The sequence below is a fragment of the Caballeronia sp. LZ008 genome, assembly GCF_031451435.1.
GTDB classification, from domain to species: domain Bacteria; phylum Pseudomonadota; class Gammaproteobacteria; order Burkholderiales; family Burkholderiaceae; genus Caballeronia; species Caballeronia zhejiangensis.
Genome location: NZ_JARUXK010000003.1, coordinates 971,292 through 988,873, shown reverse-complemented (window position 1 = coordinate 988,873; position 17,582 = coordinate 971,292). Strand labels below are relative to the sequence as shown.

Genomic DNA, 17,582 nt, shown 5'->3' with positions numbered 1-17,582 from the left:
CGCGCATGAGCATCACCGGTATCTCTTCGATGGCCACGCGCCAAGTGCTGAACGATCTCGCTTGCGCGTATGAAGCGCAGTCGGGCCAGCGCGTTGCGATCGTATCGGTGGGCGGCGTCGCGGCGGTCAGGCGTATCGAAGCGGGCGAAGCGTTCGATATTGTCGTGCTCGCTTCGGATGCGATCGATCGGCTCGCGGCATCAGGACACGTCGACGCAGCGAGTCGCGTGCGGATCGCGCGTTCGGGCGTTGCGATCGCGGTGAAAGCGGGCGCGCGGCGTCCTGCCATCGACGATGAAGCCGCCGTGCGCGAAGCCGTGCTCGCGGCGCGCACCATCGGTTATTCGACGGGGCCGAGCGGTGTCTATCTGACGCGTCTGTTCGAGCGTTGGGGCATCGCTCAACGCATCGCATCGCGCATCGTGCAGGCGCCGCCGGGTGTCGCTGTCGGCGCGCTCATGGCGCGTGGCGAAGTCGAACTCGGCTTCCAGCAGTTGAGCGAGATGATCGGCGTCGAAGGCATCGACGTGCTCGGTATGTTGCCGCCGGCGATTCAAACGCTGACGGTATTCGAAGGCGCGATCGGTGCGAACGCAAGCGCATCGAAAGATGCTCGCGCGTTCCTGGCGTTTCTCGGTTCGAGCGATACCGACGCGACCAAAATCAAACACGGCATGGAGCCGGTCTACTAAAAAAAGCGCGCAACCATTGCGCGCCTTTTTCATTTCACGACGTCATTCAGCGACGGCGTAACGTTCGAGCCAATGCGCATAAGGCGCGGGCAATGCCCACGACGGCTTCTCGACCTTCAACTGCTTGGCTGCCTGATACGGCCAATGCGGATTCGACAGATGCGCGCGGCCGATCATCACGAGATCGAGTTGACCGGATTCGACCGCGTGTTCCGCGTTCGGCGGCGAATCGAAGCCCCACGCCGACGCAACCGGTATCTCCGCTTCTCGGCGCACACGTTCCGCGATCGGGCCGAGGAACGCCGGTCCCCATGGAATGCGCGCCTCGGGCGTCGAGAAGCCGACGCTCACGCTCATCAGATCAAGTCCTTTGCGACGCAGCGTCTTCGTCAGTTCGATGGATTCGTTCAGCGTGGCTTCATCGCGGCCGTCGTATTCGATGACGCCGAAACGCGCCGTCAGCGGCAGGTTCTCGGGCCACACTTCGCGCACCGCGTCGAAGGTCTCGACGATGAAGCGGCTGCGTCCCGCGAGATCGCCGCCGTATTGATCGTCGCGCTGGTTGGCATCGACGGAGAAGAAGCTTTGGGCGAGATAGCCGTGCGCGAAGTGCAGTTCCAGCCATTCGAAACCCGCTTCGCGTGCGCGACGTGCGGCCGCCGCGAAGTCGGCCTTCACGCGCGCGATGTCGTCGAGCGTCATCGCCTTGGGCACTTTCGGCAGCCCGCCGCCGAATGCGACCGCCGATGGCGCGAGCGTGTCCCAGCCGCGTGCATCGTCGGACGGGATGTGATCGTCGCCTTCCCACGGACGATTCGCGCTCGCCTTGCGGCCCGCATGCGCGATCTGGATGCCGGGCACCGCGCCCGCCGCCTTGATCGCCGCCGCGATGTTCTTCATGCCTTCAATGTGCGCGTCGTCCCAAAGACCCGTGCATCCCGGCGTGATGCGGCCTTCCGGCGATACACCCGTCGCCTCGACGATCACGAGGCCCGCGCCGCCGCGCGCAAGGCTCGCGTAATGGCTCAGGTGCCAGTCGTTGACGAAGCCGTCGATGGCGCTGTACTGGCACATTGGCGGAATGGCGATGCGGTTGCGCAGCGTGACGTCCTTCAGTTTGAAAGGAGTGAAGAGTGCTGACATCTGTGGTTCTCTGTATCAATGAAGGCGTTCAGATTAACCGTTCAGTGTCATAATGAAAACTATCCGCAGATTATCGGTTCGATAAAATTTCGTGATGCTCAATCCGCAATGGCTGCGCACCTTTCTCGCGCTCGTCGACCTCGGCAACTTCACGCGCGCCGCCGAGCGGCTCGATCTGACGCAGGCCGCCGTGAGCCAGCATCTTCGTCATCTGGAAGACGAACTGGGCCTGCTCGTGGTTCGCCGTCCGCGCGGCATCGAACTCACGCCGGCGGGCAGGGCGTTGATCGACTATTGCAACGAGATGGAACTGGCGGGCAAGCGTCTCGCGTCCCGGCTGTCGGATAGCGAAGACGAAGCTGGCGAAATCGGCCTCATCACGCCGGGCAGCATCGGGCTCGTGCTGTTTCCGCTGTTGCTCGATTTGCAGCAGCAGCGTCCGGAATGGAAGATGCGTCATCGCTTCGCGCCCGATTCGGAAGTGCTCGAAGCCGTGCTGGAGAGCCGCTACGACCTCGGCATCGTCGCGTTGAAGCCCGACGATCCGCGTCTCGCGGCGAGCAAGTTCATTGAGGAGCCGCTCGAACTCGTCGTGCCCGCGAACGAAGACGTACACGAATGGAGCGATCTCGAACGGCTCGGCTTCATCGACTATCCGGAAGCGCACATGACCGCGAGCCGTCTGCTGAGCCGCCGCTTCCCGGGCAATCCAGGCGTCGCGAGCTTGCGCCGGCAAGGCTTCAGCAATCAGATCAGCCTCATACTGGAGTTCGTCGCGCGCGGACTCGGCTTCACGGTGATACCGCGTTATGCGCGCATCGCGTTCGGCCAGCCGGAAGCGATCGGCGTGGTCGAATGCGGCGCGCCGGTGATCGATACGCTGTGGCTCATCCGCCGCGCGGAATGGCCGCTGCCCGCGCGTTGCGCGCGGACCGTGGAGTATTTGCGGGAACGTGTGGGCGTTCCCACAATCAAGGCCGATTCGAAGAAGAAGCGTCGGCGCTAGTCAATGTCCCCAGCGCAGCACGAGCGGATCGAGCTTGCGCGCGACTTTCAGCAAGCCTTCGCGCACGGCAGGATGCATCGGCGCGAGCGGGTGACGCACTGCATCCGAGCGAATCACGCCGCCTTCCTTCATCAGCGTCTTGCACGCCGCGAGACCGCACTGACGGTTCTCGTAGTTGATGAGCGGAAGCCATTGCTGATACAGCTCGGCGGCTTTGTCGGAATCGCCCGCGAAGTAGGCATCGACGATCTTGCGGATGCCGTCGGGGTAGCCGCCGCCCGTCATCGCGCCGGTCGCGCCCGCGTCGAAGTCGGGCATCAGCGTGATTGCCTCTTCGCCGTCCCACGGACCGACGATCGCATCGCCGCCGAGTTCGATCAGCTCGCGCAGCTTCGATGCAGCCTGCGCCGTTTCGATCTTGAAGTACGACACATGCTCGACGTCGCGCGCGAGCGTCGCGAGAAACGACGCGGAGAGCGGCGTGCCAGCGACAGGCGCGTCCTGAATCATGATCGGAATGTCGATCGCGTTCGATACTTCGCGATAGAACTCGTGGATGCCGCGCTCGCCCACGCGAATCGTCGCGCCGTGATAAGGCGGCATGATCATGACCATTGCGGCGCCCGCGTCCTGCGCGGCGCGGCTGCGCTCCGCACAGATGCGCGAGCTGAAATGCGTCGTCGTGACGATCACCGGCACGCGGCCCGCCACATGTTCGAGCACGGTGCGCTGAACGGTGTCGCGTTCCGCATCGGATAGCGCGAACTGCTCGGAAAAGTTCGCGAGTATGCATACGCCGTGCGAGCCGGCATCGATCATGAAATCGATCGCGCGCTTCTGGCCCTCGAGATCGAGGCGGCCCTGATCGTCGAAGATGGTCGGAGCGACGGGAAAGACGCCGCGATAAACAGGTGCAGCCATTGAAGTAAGTCTCCTTTGGTTGGTCTAGATCCGGTACAGCGCGCACGCGTTGTCGAAGAATAGCGCGAGACGTTCTTCGCGCGAGCGCGCTGCGACGATCGTCTTGAAGCCGGTAAAAAGATCATCGAGCGTGACGACGAGGCTATCGACCGGAAAGTTACTCGCGAAGAGGCATCGCGCGACGCCGAAGCTTTCGATCGCATTGCGCACGATGCGTCCGTTGCGCTCGACACGCCAGCTTACGCCAGGTTCGCCGATCCCCGATATCTTGAGCCATACGTTCGGCGATCGCGCGAGCGCATCGAGCGCGGCGCGCCAAGCCGTTAGCGCTTCCTCGCTACGATCGGCGGGCAGGCCGGCATGGTTCACGATGATTTTCATCTGCGGAAAGTCGCGCGCGAGTTCTGCGGCTTCCTCGAAGTGCCACCACGGCGCCTGCAGTTCGAACATCAGGCCACTTTGCGCGAGCAACGCATAACCGCGCCGCCAGCGTTCGCAACGCATCGAGCCGGGCGCGGCGAAATCCGCGCGATGTTCCGCGCGGGGCACGGTCTTCGGTTTATGACGCACGCTGCGCACGAGCGGCATCTCGCGATAGGCGTCGATGACATCGGCGACATCGTCGCGATCGAGCCAGATCTGCGCGGCCATCGCGTTCGGCAAGCCGGTGCGTTCGTGCAGCGCCGTCGCCCAGCGCGCTTCGCCGAGCACGTCGCGCGGATCCCATTCGCCTTCCATCATCACCGTCTTCACGATGCGATGATTGCCCGCCTGCGCGAAGTAGTCGTCGGGCAGAAAGTTCTTGCAGATCGACGCGTAATCGCCGTAACGAAACGCGATGCGCGGCAGATCGCGCAGCCACGGATGATAGTTGCGCGACACGTCCCAGAAGTGATGATGCGCGTCGACGATGGGCAGATCGGCGTCGTCGCCGCTTTGCAGAAAGCGTTCGCGCAATGCTTCGATGCGTTCTTGCATCATGGCGTCAGCTCACGCGGTCTTGCGCCATGCGCACGGCGATGTCGAAGGCCTTTTGCGTGGCGCCGGCATCGGCGCGGCCCTGGCCGTGGATATCGAACGCGGTGCCGTGCGCGGGCGTCGTGATCGGAACGGGCAGGCCGCCGTGCACCGTGACACCGCGCCAGAAGCCCATGAGTTTCATCGCGATCTGGCCTTGATCGTGATACATCGTGACCACGCCATCGAAGACCTTCTGATCGCGCGCGCGCACGAAGATGGTGTCGGCGGGGAAGGGGCCTTGCGCGTCATAGCCTCGCGCACGCGCTTCTGCGACGGCCGGCGCGATCACGTCGATTTCCTCGCGGCCGAACGCGCCGTTGTCGCCGTTATGCGGATTGAAGCCGCACACCGCGATGCGCGGCTTGTCCACGCCCGCGCGCTTCAGACCATCGTGAATCAGTTGCACCGCGCCGACGATGCGCTCGGGCGTGAGCTTCGCGCTCACGTCCTTCAGCGCGATATGCGAGGTCACGCGCGAGGTCCACAATTCGTCGAGCACGTTGAACTCGCAGAACGCGCCGCTATAGTCGAGCTGACGCGCGAACCATTCCATCTCGTCGTTCGTTTCCATGCCGGCCATGTGCAGCGAAGTCTTGTTGACGGGCGCGAACAGCATCGCTTGCGTGCGGTTTGCGCGCGTCATCGCAAGCGCTTGTTTGAAGGCTTCGAGGCTATAACGGCCGCCGCGTTCCGTCGATACGGCGCGCTCGTAAGGCGCATCGTCGGGCAGGCGGAAATCGATGAGCGAGGGCACGCCGGTATCGCGCGCGGCGGCCGCTTCGTTGTCGATGACTCCATACTCGAAGCGTTGCTGCGCGATCTCCATGCCTTGATCGAGTTCACGCTTGTCGCCGATGATGAGCAGATCGGCGCGCGCGCGATTCTCGGGCTTCGCGATGAGACGCGCGATCAGTTCGGGACCGATGCCGGCGGGATCGCCGAGAAGCACTGCGATGCGAGGTTTCATGTCTGTATGGTCCGTTGTCGGTTATTAGCGCGTGCGGCGCAGATCGATTGCGATCGAACCGAAGATATACACCAGCGCGCACGCGCCGTAAAAGTGCAGCACCGCATCGAAAGAGCCGGTGCGCTGAAGAATGAAGCCGGTGATGAGCGGAATCGAAATGCCGCCGACGCTGCCCGCGCAGTTCATGCATGCACCGAGCAGGCCCACGCGTCCCGGGCTTGCGAGCAGCGAAGGCAGGCTCCAGTAGAGACTGCCCCACATCAGCAGGAACGATGCGCCGCACAGCACGGCGACCGCGACGACGGGCGAAGTGATCGTCGGGAGCGCGGCGAATACGGCGAGCGTTGCGATGCCCGAGACTGCGATCATCGTCTTCACGACTTTACCGCGCGACAGATTCATCCCGCACAAGGCATCGCACAGGAAGCCACCGGAAAGCGAACCGAGCGCGCCCGCGAGGAAGATGAAGAAGGTCGCCGCGCCGATCTGCGAAAGGCTCAGACCGCGCGCCTGCGTCAGATAGCTCGGGCCCCACGTGAGCAAGCCGAAGAAGATCATCGCCCAGCTCATGCGGCCGACGCACATCGCGATGGTCGAGCGCAGCGGCAGCGGCGCATCGTCCTGGCTTGCGTGCATCGCCTTCGATGCGGGCGGCGCGCCGTCGTGGATATGCGCCAGTTCCGCGCCATTGACGCCGGGATGTTTCGCGGGATCGTCGCGCAGATAGCGCCATGCGAGCCATCCGCATGCGATGGTCGCAAGCCCCGCGACGACGAACGCGGTGCGCCACGAGCCGAACATGAGGATCAGGTTCGAGATCGCGAGACCGCCGATCGCGGCGCCGAGCGGCGATCCGGCATCCATCAGCACCGCGCCGCGCGCGCGTTCCTTGCGCGACAGCCACAGCGCGTTGAGCTTGCTGCCGGCGGGAAAGAGCGGTGCCTCCGCGCCGCCGAGACCCACGCGCAATAGCAACATCGACATGCCGCCGGTGGCTGCGCCCATCAGCGTCTGGAAGAGACCCCACAAGACAGTTGCACCTGCAACTACTTTGCGCGGGCCGAGTTTGTCGATGAGCCAGCCGCCCGGAATCTGCAACAGCGCGTATGACCAGAAGAAGCTCGACAGCACGAGCCCTTGCATCGCGGGCGAGAGCGCGAACTCCTTGGCGATGGTGGGCATCGCGATGGAAAGCGAGATGCGGTCGACGAGATTGATCAGCGTGATGAGGAACACCACGCCGAAGATGCGCCAGCGCACGCTCGTCGCGTGTGTGGACGAGGCGGCGTCGTGCGCCGTGTGCGCTTCGATTCTGCTTTCCATGTTCGTCTCCTGTCGCCTCGGGCTGCATGGTCCCGAGGTCGCATCGTCATTCGATGATGTTGAAGTCGCTCAGATGCTTGTCGGACAGCGTGATGCCGAGGCCCGGCGTTTCATCGGAGAGTTGCAGATAGCCGTTCTCCGGCTGCGGTTCGCCGTCGAAGATGTAATAGAAAAGCTCGTTGCCGACTTCGACATCGAACACCGGGAAGAACTCGGACATCGGGCTCGCGGTGCTCGACATCGTCAGGTGATAGTTGTGCATCTGGCCCGCGTGCGGAATGACCGGCACGGACCACGCTTCGGCCATGGCGTTGATCTTGCGCGCCGCCGTGATGCCGCCGACGCGATTCGTGTCGTATTGAATGACATCGACGGCCCGGCGTTCGAGCAGATCCTTGAAGCCATAACTCGTGAACTCGTGCTCGCCGCCGGAGATCGGCACGATGTTCATCTTCTTGAGTTCCTGATAGCCTTCGACGTCGTCGCCGATCACCGGTTCTTCGAGCCAGCGCGGATTGAATTCGGCAAGGCGCGGCAACATGCGGCGCGCGTACTCCAGCGTCCAGCCCATATAGCATTCGAGCATGATGTCGACGTCATCGCCGGCAAGCTCGCGCAACAGGCGCACTTGTTCGAGATTCTTCGCCATGCCTTTCGGACCGTCTTTGGGGCCATAGCCGAAGCGCATTTTCATCGCGGTGAAACCTTGATCGAGATAACCTTGCGCTTCGGCGAGAAACGCGTCGCGATCGTCGTTGTTATAGAGCTTCGATGCATAACACCAGATCTTCTCTTTCGTTCGGCCGCCGAGCAGCTTGAAGACGGGCTTCTTCACGGCCTTGCCCATGATGTCCCACAGCGCGATATCCATCGCCGAGATCGCCGCCATGCCGATGCCCTTGCGGCCCCAGGCGAGCGTGCGCCGATACATCTTCTGCCAGATGTATTCGTGATCGAACGGATCTTCGCCGATGGCGATAGGCGCGAGATATTCATCGACGATCTGCTTCGCGACGCGCGGCGCGAGCGCGCAATTGCCGATGCCGATGGTGCCGTCGTCGCATTCGACCTCGACGACGAGCCAGCCGTGAAAGCGGAACGAGCCCATTGCATCGCCGCGCTCGTAGAGGATATCGACGGCGTTCGTACAGAAGTGCGATTGCGGCGGAACGACCTTGCCTTTCCATTCGAAAACGCGCGCGCGGACATGCTTGATCTTCATCTTCGGTGTCTCCGTGTGGTTCGATTGATGCCGCGCGCACTGCATGATGCGAGGGTTTGCGCGGCTGTTTCGGGTAGCGCTAGTGTGCGAAACTCCGCGATAACTGACCATTGAATAATTTGAATCAGGCTATTTCCTGGAGTTATCACTCGCATGATCGCGCCCGCTTCGACCATCCGCAAACGTCTGCGCTTACGTCATCTGCAATTGATGATGGCGCTTTCGGAAACCGAATCGCTCAGAAGCGCCGCCGACGAACTCGCGATGACGCAGCCTGCCGCGACGAAGGCGTTGAAGGAACTGGAAGACACGATCGGCGCGTCGCTGTTCGTGCGTCATGCGCGAGGCATGGAGCCGACGATCTACGGCGAAGCGGTGATGCGCTATGCGCGCGTCGTGTTCGAGGACCTCGATGAATTGCGCGATGAGCTCGCGGCGATCGAGGCGGGCGATATCGGCAAGGTGCGGATCGGCGCGGTGATGGCGCCTGCGCCTGACTTGCTGACGAAGGTGATCGTGGAGTTGAAGGAAGCGCATCCGCGCTTGCAGATCAGCGTGCAGATCGATACGAGCGATGTGCTCGTGCAGGCCTTGCAGCAGGATCAGTTGGATATTGTCGTCGGGCGCATTCCTTATGGCTTCTCAGCGCTGGATCTGACGTTCGAGACCTTGTCGGAAGAGGCGCTCGCGATCGTTGCGCGGCCGGATCATCCTTCGGTCGGTATTGCGGGCAAGCCGAAGCTCGCCGATCTCGCGAAGTATCCGTGGATCGTGCAGCCGCATCCGAGTCCGATGCGGCAGATCATCGACCAGACGTTTCGTGAGTCGCGTGTGGCGCCGCCGGTGAGTACCGTGGAGACTTCTTCGATTCTGACCACGTTGTCGCTGTTGCGGGATTCGGACATGCTGGCTGTGTTGCCTAGCTCGGTCGCGGATTATTATGCTGCGCTCGATACCATCGCTTCTTTGCCCACCCCGTTGCGGGGGCGTCTCGCTCCTTATGGGTTGATTCTCAGGAAGAACAGGCGGATTAGTCCTGCCACGCAGTTGGTGATTGAGGCTATTCGGAAGGCTTGAGGGTTTGGTTTTATTTTTGCTCTCGCCGGATCTCGTTTTCTTAGTGGTCTATTGGCGTTGCCCCTGTGCGGGAGCCGGCCGGCGAGCCCTATGGGACAGTGCGTCGGGGTTGGCGGCATTTACTGCGTCCTTGCTAAGCTCACATCCAATTGCCGGCACACAATGCTGCACATGACGAGAAGACAAACATCGAGAAGTGAGCGGGCGGCGCGTACTCGTGCGCCGGCAGACGCGCCACAGCGGACCGCGACATTGCCTAATTCCTTGGAAGACCCGAACTTGTCGGACAACACACGTTGGGGCACTCGGGAAGGAATGAGACTTCGACCCGCTTGCCGTTGGTCAGGCGAGAATGTTCATAGATATGAGTATCCGTTTCGACTTCTCCTCTAACGAAGCCAAGTTGTGTGAGCAACCGCTTTCCCGCAACTAAACGCGCCTCGGCGAGCCTTTGCGGATCGCGCTCAGTCGTTTCTGCATGTCCGCTAATTTGCGTTATCTCCTTCGTGAGGTGTTGGGCATACGCCAACTGCTGTTTTGCTACCCACCCTGCGAGCCGAAGCACTTCCGCGGTCGGGACCTCTGCGCTGTCCTGATTGAAGTAGATGTCGAAGTTCTCGCTTGGAACGCAGGCGAGCACACCTGTCGACGCGGCGAGAAGCAGACTCGATACTGCTTTACATACTGTAGATGACATAACCGGCAATGCTGTCTGCATTCTCGATGGCTTGTTCTGGGTTGGTCTTGCCGAGCGGAAGGCACTCTCTCATGAAGTATCTCCAATCTTTGGTCGCCATAGTGTCGTTGAAGTGACTAGCCTCATGGATCAGTGTGGAAACCATCGAGTCCTTTGCATATGACACCGATCGCATTTCGCAGAAGGCCTCGCGTATCGCGATGGTGTGCGTCTCCGTATCTGGGGCACATACTTCCGCCACTGCGCCAAGGGCGTTACTCAAGTTTGGTGAGCACGAAATATGTGTAGCGTGATCGGGGTCCCATCGCACAAAGTTTTCGGCCTTCAAAGTCTTAAGAACGCGCGAGATGGCAGAAAGGCCCCTGATCAGAGTTTGTCGAGTCGTTTCGTCACATCTCCCGAACCATATGTCGACACGCGCTTCGTCCGCCTGATTCCATCGGCGAAGGTCGTTCAGACGGGCATCAGTCATCTGAACCGCTTCGTCTCTGCAAGAGAAGACCAATTCCCTAAATTGCGCATTGGTCATGTTCGGGCAGATGCGCTGCGTATTGACATACACATCCACGGACGAGCCTTTGACCGCGTTAGTCATCGAGGAATGAACTTCAAATATCTCTTTTGCCATTATTCTGCTTCTTCAATCTCGACCACGACTTTTTCGGTTAAGCTGGTTTTGATGCGTTGCGTCCGTCCTGCTTGGTCTGTCACACCTTCCACGGTCACGCCGTTGCTGCTGACCAGGCGATAGAACACGTTAGCGAGGGGGCGACCGTTCGTTCTGTCGCGAAAGACGTATTGTTCGTCGAAAACGGAAGCGATGGTTGGCATGCTCGCGCCGTGCGTGTTGCCACTACCCGCGCCGCTCTTGAGGAAAATGCCCGGTCTCTTCCCGATTACGACTCGATTCTGTTTGCATGGACAGAGCACGATATCGTTATCAACCACCGCATGACGGCCCTTCTCCTTTATGCCCTGTCCGGTCCCATGTATTTTGTAAGTGCCTTCGCAGTTCCCGCATGTCGCTTGGTCGTCGCTGAGAGCAACCTTTCTCTTGCCGTCGCGAATTGTTGATGTACCAGCGATGACATAGCCACCTGTTGTCGTTGGATCGCCCTCTCGTATTGCGGCTTTACGCATGGCGGATCCAGCAATGGAAAGCTCACTGCCCGTGCCCCGGCCATCGAGTACGTCGCGTTCTTGCATGTTCGTCAATCTGTTTTGTCGGAGATAACGAACGTAGCGGATTTAGGTATCCGACGGAATAGATTGGCGTAACTTTATGTTGACGAGCTACGATACTTTCGAAAACGATGGACAAGCCGTGTCCGAAGAGATGATCTACCCGGGCGTATGCTTGAATGCAACGTGACTGCGCAATGGCGAATTTGCAGTCGATAGGTGAGCGCCGTCCGAGATTGCAACATCGGAATAGCATCCTTCGACGGACGTGGTGGCGATGCTTGACGTCACCCCGGCCGCTGTGTTTAGCGACGACCGGGGACGAAACCGGGATCCGGCGAAAGAAATCCGAACAGCCGAATGACCGCAAAAACCCGCTACTCCGCAAACCCCAACTCCCTCCCAGAAGCCGCCGCACCAGCGCTATCCAACGCAATATCCGGCCGCATAAAAAACGTCATCACGATGCCAACCGCGAGCAACCCCAACGATCCAGCGAACGGCAAAGTCCAACTCCCGGTCCGATCGACGACAAACCCGAACACGATCGGCGAGAAAATCCCCGCGATAGCGGACCCCGCATTCACCAGCCCGCTGGCAATCCCGACATGTTTCGGCGTGATGTCCATCGGCACGGCCCAGATCGGCCCAATCGTCATCTCGAGAAAGAAGAACGACAGGCTCATCGAAGCAGCCATGACCGGCAGCGACTTCACGAACATCACCGGAGCGAGAAACACGAGCGCCCCGAGAAACGCGACGATGATCATGTTGCGCCGCGCCGAAACCACGCTGCCCGTGCGCTTGAGAATGCGATCGGAGATCACGCCGCCCGCCGTATTCCCGACGACGCCCGACAAGAACACGCCCGCCGAAAACAACGCCGAACTCTTCAGATCGAGCCCGCGTCCATGCATGAAGAACGTCGGCAGCCACGTGAAGAAGAGCCAGCCGGTCCAGCCATAGCAGAAGTAGACGAGCATCGTCGGCGAGATGCGCTTGAGCAGGCGTCCCCACGGCGTCGGTTCGCGCGTCTTGTCGACGGCGACCTTGTTCTCCGGCGGCAACTCCGCTTCTTCCTCCGCCGTCATATGCCGATGCTTGCGCGGATTGTCCGCGAAGTACCACGCATACACGATCACCCACACGGCCGTCAGCGCGCCGACGAGCACGAAGGACGCACGCCACGAAGCGAACGCGACCAGCAACGCGATCAACGGCGGCGTAAGCGCGTTGCCAAGACGCGAGAACGAATGCGTGAGCCCCTGCACGAAGCCGCGCTTGCTCGCCGGATACCAGTTGACGAGCGCGCGCGCCTGCGCCGGCAGCGCCGCGCCTTCGCCGACGCCGAGCAACATGCGCGCGCAGAACAGCGACACGACGCCGCCCGCGAAACCCGTCGCGATCGTCGCGACGATCCAGATCGACGCGCACAGCACGAGCGTCGTCTTCGCGCCGAATCGATCGCTGAACCATCCGCCGATCACCTGGCAGATCGCATACGTATAGGCGAACGCGCCGAACACGAGGCCGACGTCGGTATTGGTGAGATGAAGGTCGTCGCGTATGAGGCCCGCCGCAGCGGACAGGTTCACGCGATCGAGGTACATGATGAACGACATCGCGCACATCAGCGCGAGCACGGAGCGGGTGACTCTGGGTCGATGCAGCATCTTCTATGTCTCCTCCGAGGCTTGTTGCGCGCTGGCTGATTCGTTGCGCGCGCTCTTTTATCGAGGACGGACCGCATGTCGATCCGACGCTCCGCAGTCTCGCGAAAACAGCGATAGCCGTCTATTGAATTCGCCTCATGAGGTGATTACCGGCGGTTATGGCTCGGCAAAAGACAAACGGCTCGCGTCCCGAAGGATCGCGAGCCGTGCATCATCGAGACGCGAAAGGGCGTCAGACCGTCGCGCGCATGCCTTCATCGTGAAGTCGGAAGGTCTCCACCGCCGTGCGCAATGCGCCCGCCTGATCTTCCAGCGATTGCGCAGCCGCCGCCGCTTCCTCGACGAGCGCCGCGTTCTGTTGCGTCACTTCATCCATCTGCGTGACGGCGCGCGCCACTTGCTCGATGCCGCTGCTTTGCTCTTCCGACGCCGCCGCGATCTCGCCCATGATGTCGGTCACACGCTGCACCGCCGTGCTGATCTCCGTCATCGTGCGGCCGGCTTCATCGACGAGCGCGGCGCCCGATTGCACGCGCTCGACGGAGTTGTCGATCAGCTCCTTGATCTCTTTCGCCGCCGCCGACGAACGCTGTGCGAGCGAGCGCACTTCCCCAGCGACGACCGCGAAGCCGCGGCCTTCTTCACCGGCGCGCGCCGCTTCGACGGCTGCGTTCAACGCGAGAATGTTCGTCTGGAACGCAATGCCTTCGATGATCGTGATGATGTCCGCGATCTTCGACGAGCTATGGTTGATCTCGCCCATCGTCGTCACAACCTGCGACACGACATGGCTGCCCTTGCCCGCGATCTCCGACGCATTCGCAGCAAGCACGCTCGCCTGGCGCGCGTTGTCGGCGTTCTGCTTGACCGTGCCGGTCAGCTGATCCATGCTCGACGCGGTTTCCTGAAGCGCCGACGCCTGTTCTTCGGTGCGCGACGAAAGATCCACATTGCCCGCCGCGATCTGCTTGGTTGCGGACGCAATCGACTCACTGCCGCCGCGCACAGTGCGCACCGTATCGATGAGGCTCGATTGCATCGTCGCGAGACCGCGCAACAACTGGCCCATTTCGTCGTTCGACGTCACTTTCACGTTGCTGCGCAAATCGCCGCTCGCGATCGCATCGAACTGCGCAAGCGCCACATCGAGCGGACGCGAAATGCGACGGCGCAGCGACACCCACGAATAGAACGAAGCGGCGATGCCCACGAGGATCGCGATGATCGACGCCATGCGGAACATGCCGAAGACTTGCTGGCCGTTGTCATAGGCGGCTTTCGCCTGATCGAATTGCAGCTTGCGCAGCGAGATGCCCGTCTTCGCCAGCTCGTTGAACGAGACCTGCATCGCGTTCGCATCGGCGACGATCTTCGCCTGATCCTGCGCGCGTATATCGGCATAGCCTTCGTCGAGCAGCTTCTGCACTGCGAGACGCTGCGCGCCGAACTTCTCGGCGAGCACTTTCTCTTCCGGGCCCTGCGGCAATCCGGAGTACTTCGTCCAGGCTTCGTCGGAAGACTTGCGCATCAACGCGCCGCGTCCGATCGCTTCTTCCGCCGCGGGCGTGCCCACGTTCAGCGCCGCCCGATCGAAGGAGAGACGCTCGCGCGCCACGAACATTTCCGCATTGCCGACCGATACCGCGCTCGGCATTTCATTCGTGAAGAGGTCGTGCGTGACTGTGTTGGACTGAGTCATGCCGATCAGTCCGACCATGCCGACCGCGATCAGAAGTGCGCTCAGAAGCATCATGGCCAAGGCCAGTCGGCCTTTGATTGTGGAAAACATAGCTCTCTCAAGGTGGCTGCATCGCAAGGGCGCGTGCGCGAGCGGTGACGGCGATGCTTCGTCTGCCGCGCCGCCGATGAGTGCATCGGCTGATCTGTATAACGACCGCAGCGCAAAGTCCTTTAGAAAACGTTTAAATGATGTTTTAGCACGGTCATGCGAAGAAGCCTTGTTTCAAGGGTTTTGCCGGAGCGAACCGGGAATCGACGGCGCATTGCGAGCGATTGTTCACATCGGCCCGGATCGACGACTAAACTTCATGCGAACTCACGAAGAGGCCACAGCGCATGTCCGCCGATGCACCGCATCTTCGTATCGCCAGCGAGATCAAGCTCTGGCCGCTCGCGCACGCGACGATCGCGCTGCTGCCTTTCGTCGCGCTTGCGCTCGCCACCGGCAACGCGCTATGGATGAAGGCGTCGCTGCTCGCGATCGCCACGACCATCGCGCAAGACCAGCTCGCGTTGAGACCGCCTGGCGTCGTCGCGCACGGACTCGCGGTCATCGCCGGGACGTATCTGCTGCTGCTTGCCGAACTCGTGCCGGCGTTCTTCGTCGTTGCGTGCATGACGCTCGCGGCGTGCGTGATTCTGCTGGCATCGCGCGGGTCGAAACTTCGCACGGTCGGCAACTGGACTTTCATTCCTGTGCTCATTCTCGCGAACGAACTGCACGGCGGACGCACCGTCGATGCGTTGTTGCACGCCGCGCCCGCCTGGTTGCCTTATCTCCTTGCCGCGCTCGTGCCAGCGATGTTGTCGGCGCATATGCGCTCGCGTGGCAAGCCCGCGTCACGCTGGTCCAATCTCGATGATTTCGGCGAACGCGCGCCCTTCGGCGAAGACCTCGCGGCGATGCTCGCAAGCGTCGGCATTGCCGCGATGATGGTCGTGTACGCGCACATGGATCACGCGAACTGGGTGATCTGGGGCGCGGCGAGCATCGTCACCGGTTCGGTCGATACGGCGCGCACGAAGCTGCGGAACCGCGCGTGGGGCGTGATCGCGGGCGTGCCGATCGGCATCGTGCTCGGGCGCTTCGTCGTGCCGCATTCGGGCATGGCCGTCACGCTCGCGACGCTCGCCGCGTTCCTCACGCTCGTCGCATTTCAGCGCTATATCGTCGGATACTTCTTTCGCTGCATGTTCGTTGCGCTTGCAATCATGCTGGCGAATCAGTCCGCCGCCGATGCGTTCGAGCGGCTCACGCATGTGCTCGCGGGCGGAGTCATCGGCATCGTGTGCGTGCTGGGCGCGCATGTGCTGGCGCGTCGCATGTCGCGTTGAATGTCCGCGGATCGAAGACGAAGCGCGTCGCCTTCACGATCGCGAGCCACATGCCGATGAACGCCGCCATCGCGCGCAACCATGCGCGGCCGCACATCGGCGTGAAGGCGGGCGATGACATCCAGCCGCCGGGCATCGGCCACTCGCTCATCGGTGACATCGGCATGTGCATCGCATGAATCGCGATCACGCTCGCCACGACGACGAGCGCGATGATCGCGACGAAGCGGCTGCTCTCTCGTTCTATGTTCATGATGTCCTTCCTGCCAAGGCACGTCGAGTACGGTGTTAGATTAGTCGCGGGCGTGCACGGCAAAGGAGTGACAAGTGTGTCGGGATTCGCATGGATTCGCTGATCACGGCGGCGGCGCGCGCGCTCGCGGCAGGTGATCCGCTCGGCGCGCTGAATCGCATCGCGTTGCGCGAGGATGCGAATGCGCTCGCGTTGCGCGGCATCGCAATGGCGCAGCTCGGCGACTTCGTTCGGGCGCGCGCGCTCGTCAAAAGCGCGGCGCGCGCGTTCGGCGCGAAAGAGGCGCTGGCGCGTTCGCGCTGCATCGTTGCGGAAGCGGAAATCGCGCTCGCATCGCGCGATCTCGCGTGGCCCGCGAAGGCGCTCGATCAGGCGCGCGCGATTCTCGAAGCGCACGGCGATCACGTCAACGCCGCGCACGCGCGCTATCTCGAAGTGCGGCGCGCGCTTCTCATCGGACGGATCGACGATGCGCAACGCATGCTCGTCGAACTGGATCATGCGACGCTGCCCGCTGCATCGCGGGCCGCGCATGAACTCATCGACGCGGGCATCGCGATGCGCCGTCTGCAGACCCACGCGGCGCGCGCGGCGCTCGAACGCGCGACGCTTGCCGCGCGTGAGGCTGCGATTCCCGCGCTCGCCGCCGAAGTCGACAGCGCGTGGCGCATCCTCAACGCGCCCGCCGCGCGTCTCATCGCGCAGGGCGAAGAGCGGCTGCTCCGGCTCGATGAAGTCGAAGCGCTGTTCGCATCGAATGCCTTCGTCGTCGATGCGTGCCGTCTTTGCGTGCGCGAAAACGGCACGTCGATGTCGCTCGCGACGCGCCCCGTGCTCTTCACGCTCGCGCGCATGCTCGCGCAAGCGTGGCCCGGCGATGTGCCTCGCGACGCGCTGATCCTGCGCGCGTTTCGCATTCGTGAAGCGGACGAAACGCATCGCGCGCGCTTGCGCGTCGAGATGGGCCGGCTGCGCACGATGCTGCGCGCACACGCGAACATCGATGCGACGCCGCGCGGCTTCGTGCTGAAGCCGCGTCACGCGCGCGACGTTGCGGTGCTCGCGTTGCCCGTCGAAGACGAACATGCGCCGCTGCTCGCGTTTCTCGCCGATGGCGAATCGTGGTCCAGCTCCGCGCTCGCCATTGCGCTTGGCGCGAGTCAGCGCACGGTGCAGCGATCGCTCGATGCGCTCGCCGCGAGCGGCAAGGTGCAATCATTCGGTCGCGGCCGTGCGCGCCGCTGGACCACGCCGCCGATGCCCGGATTCGCGACGGCCTTGTTACTCCCCGTCGATCTCGCGAGTGATTAGCATGAAGCCATCGAATCAAT

At 62.2% G+C, this 17,582-nt stretch carries 16 protein-coding genes; 5 read left to right on the top strand and 11 right to left on the bottom strand.

Translation table 11 applies throughout. The features are described from left to right. Positions 1-5: 5 nt before the first annotated feature. Positions 6-692, top strand: coding sequence for a substrate-binding domain-containing protein (locus QCE49_RS23485; protein WP_250457529.1), 687 nt, complete (start codon positions 6-8; stop codon positions 690-692). 42 nt (positions 693-734) lie between these two features. Here QCE49_RS23485 and QCE49_RS23480 read toward each other — a convergent pair whose 3' ends face one another. Next, on the bottom strand, positions 735-1,835 hold the full coding sequence (locus QCE49_RS23480) for an NADH:flavin oxidoreductase/NADH oxidase (protein ID WP_250457528.1): 1,101 nt from the start codon (positions 1,833-1,835) through the stop codon (positions 735-737). 94 nt (positions 1,836-1,929) lie between these two features. Between QCE49_RS23480 and QCE49_RS23475 the strand changes: the two genes are divergently transcribed. Then, positions 1,930-2,841, top strand: coding sequence for a LysR family transcriptional regulator (locus tag QCE49_RS23475; RefSeq protein WP_250457623.1), 912 nt, complete (start codon positions 1,930-1,932; stop codon positions 2,839-2,841). On the opposite strand, the gene QCE49_RS23470 is transcribed toward QCE49_RS23475, so the two are convergent. The 5 genes from QCE49_RS23470 to QCE49_RS23450 are packed head-to-tail and all read right to left on the bottom strand — an operon-like array spanning position 2,842 to position 8,294. Further along, on the bottom strand, positions 2,842-3,762 hold the full coding sequence (locus tag QCE49_RS23470) for a dihydrodipicolinate synthase family protein (protein WP_250457527.1): 921 nt from the start codon (positions 3,760-3,762) through the stop codon (positions 2,842-2,844). A 24-nt stretch (positions 3,763-3,786) separates the two neighbouring features. Continuing rightward, entirely contained in the window at positions 3,787-4,743 is a 957-nt protein-coding gene (locus QCE49_RS23465) for an amidohydrolase (RefSeq protein ID WP_008348604.1), read from the bottom strand. 4 nt (positions 4,744-4,747) lie between these two features. After that, positions 4,748-5,749, bottom strand: a complete 1,002-nt coding sequence (locus QCE49_RS23460) for a 4-hydroxythreonine-4-phosphate dehydrogenase PdxA (RefSeq protein ID WP_250457526.1) — start codon at positions 5,747-5,749, stop codon at positions 4,748-4,750. 24 nt (positions 5,750-5,773) lie between these two features. Further along, positions 5,774-7,072 (bottom strand): MFS transporter, encoded by a 1,299-nt coding sequence (locus QCE49_RS23455; protein WP_175981250.1) that lies wholly within the window; start codon positions 7,070-7,072, stop codon positions 5,774-5,776. Between the two features lie 46 nt (positions 7,073-7,118). Further along, positions 7,119-8,294, bottom strand: a complete 1,176-nt coding sequence (locus QCE49_RS23450; RefSeq protein ID WP_250441107.1) for an L-rhamnonate dehydratase — start codon at positions 8,292-8,294, stop codon at positions 7,119-7,121. 153 nt (positions 8,295-8,447) lie between these two features. Between QCE49_RS23450 and QCE49_RS23445 the strand changes: the two genes are divergently transcribed. Beyond that, positions 8,448-9,371 (top strand): LysR family transcriptional regulator, encoded by a 924-nt coding sequence (locus QCE49_RS23445; protein WP_008348596.1) that lies wholly within the window; start codon positions 8,448-8,450, stop codon positions 9,369-9,371. 677 nt (positions 9,372-10,048) lie between these two features. Here QCE49_RS23445 and QCE49_RS23440 read toward each other — a convergent pair. The 4 genes from QCE49_RS23440 to QCE49_RS23425 all read right to left on the bottom strand — a co-directional run bounded on the left by QCE49_RS23440 (position 10,049) and on the right by QCE49_RS23425 (position 14,712). After that, complete coding sequence (locus QCE49_RS23440) at positions 10,049-10,696, bottom strand: M35 family metallo-endopeptidase (protein WP_008348594.1); 648 nt, start codon at positions 10,694-10,696, stop codon at positions 10,049-10,051. Then, positions 10,696-11,274 carry a PAAR domain-containing protein gene (locus QCE49_RS23435; protein WP_250457525.1) on the bottom strand — a complete coding sequence of 193 codons (579 nt, stop codon included), beginning with the start codon at positions 11,272-11,274 and terminating at the stop codon, positions 10,696-10,698. The genes QCE49_RS23440 and QCE49_RS23435 overlap by 1 nt, the downstream gene beginning before the upstream one ends. Before the next feature lie 353 nt (positions 11,275-11,627). Next, positions 11,628-12,923 (bottom strand): MFS transporter, encoded by a 1,296-nt coding sequence (locus tag QCE49_RS23430; RefSeq protein WP_250457524.1) that lies wholly within the window; start codon positions 12,921-12,923, stop codon positions 11,628-11,630. A 232-nt stretch (positions 12,924-13,155) separates the two neighbouring features. Continuing rightward, complete coding sequence (locus QCE49_RS23425) at positions 13,156-14,712, bottom strand: methyl-accepting chemotaxis protein (protein ID WP_033536236.1); 1,557 nt, start codon at positions 14,710-14,712, stop codon at positions 13,156-13,158. Positions 14,713-14,999: 287 nt separating this feature from the next. Between QCE49_RS23425 and QCE49_RS23420 the strand changes: the two genes are divergently transcribed. After that, positions 15,000-15,998 carry an FUSC family protein gene (locus QCE49_RS23420; protein ID WP_175981236.1) on the top strand — a complete coding sequence of 333 codons (999 nt, stop codon included), beginning with the start codon at positions 15,000-15,002 and terminating at the stop codon, positions 15,996-15,998. Here QCE49_RS23420 and QCE49_RS23415 read toward each other — a convergent pair. Then, complete coding sequence (locus QCE49_RS23415) at positions 15,940-16,251, bottom strand: hypothetical protein (protein ID WP_250457523.1); 312 nt, start codon at positions 16,249-16,251, stop codon at positions 15,940-15,942. The two genes, QCE49_RS23420 and QCE49_RS23415, sit on opposite strands and share 59 nt — an antisense overlap. Positions 16,252-16,341: 90 nt before the next feature. Here QCE49_RS23415 and QCE49_RS23410 point away from each other — a divergent pair, with 90 nt between their 5' ends. Next, positions 16,342-17,562 carry a helix-turn-helix domain-containing protein gene (locus QCE49_RS23410; RefSeq protein WP_250457522.1) on the top strand — a complete coding sequence of 407 codons (1,221 nt, stop codon included), beginning with the start codon at positions 16,342-16,344 and terminating at the stop codon, positions 17,560-17,562. Positions 17,563-17,582: the final 20 nt, after the last annotated feature.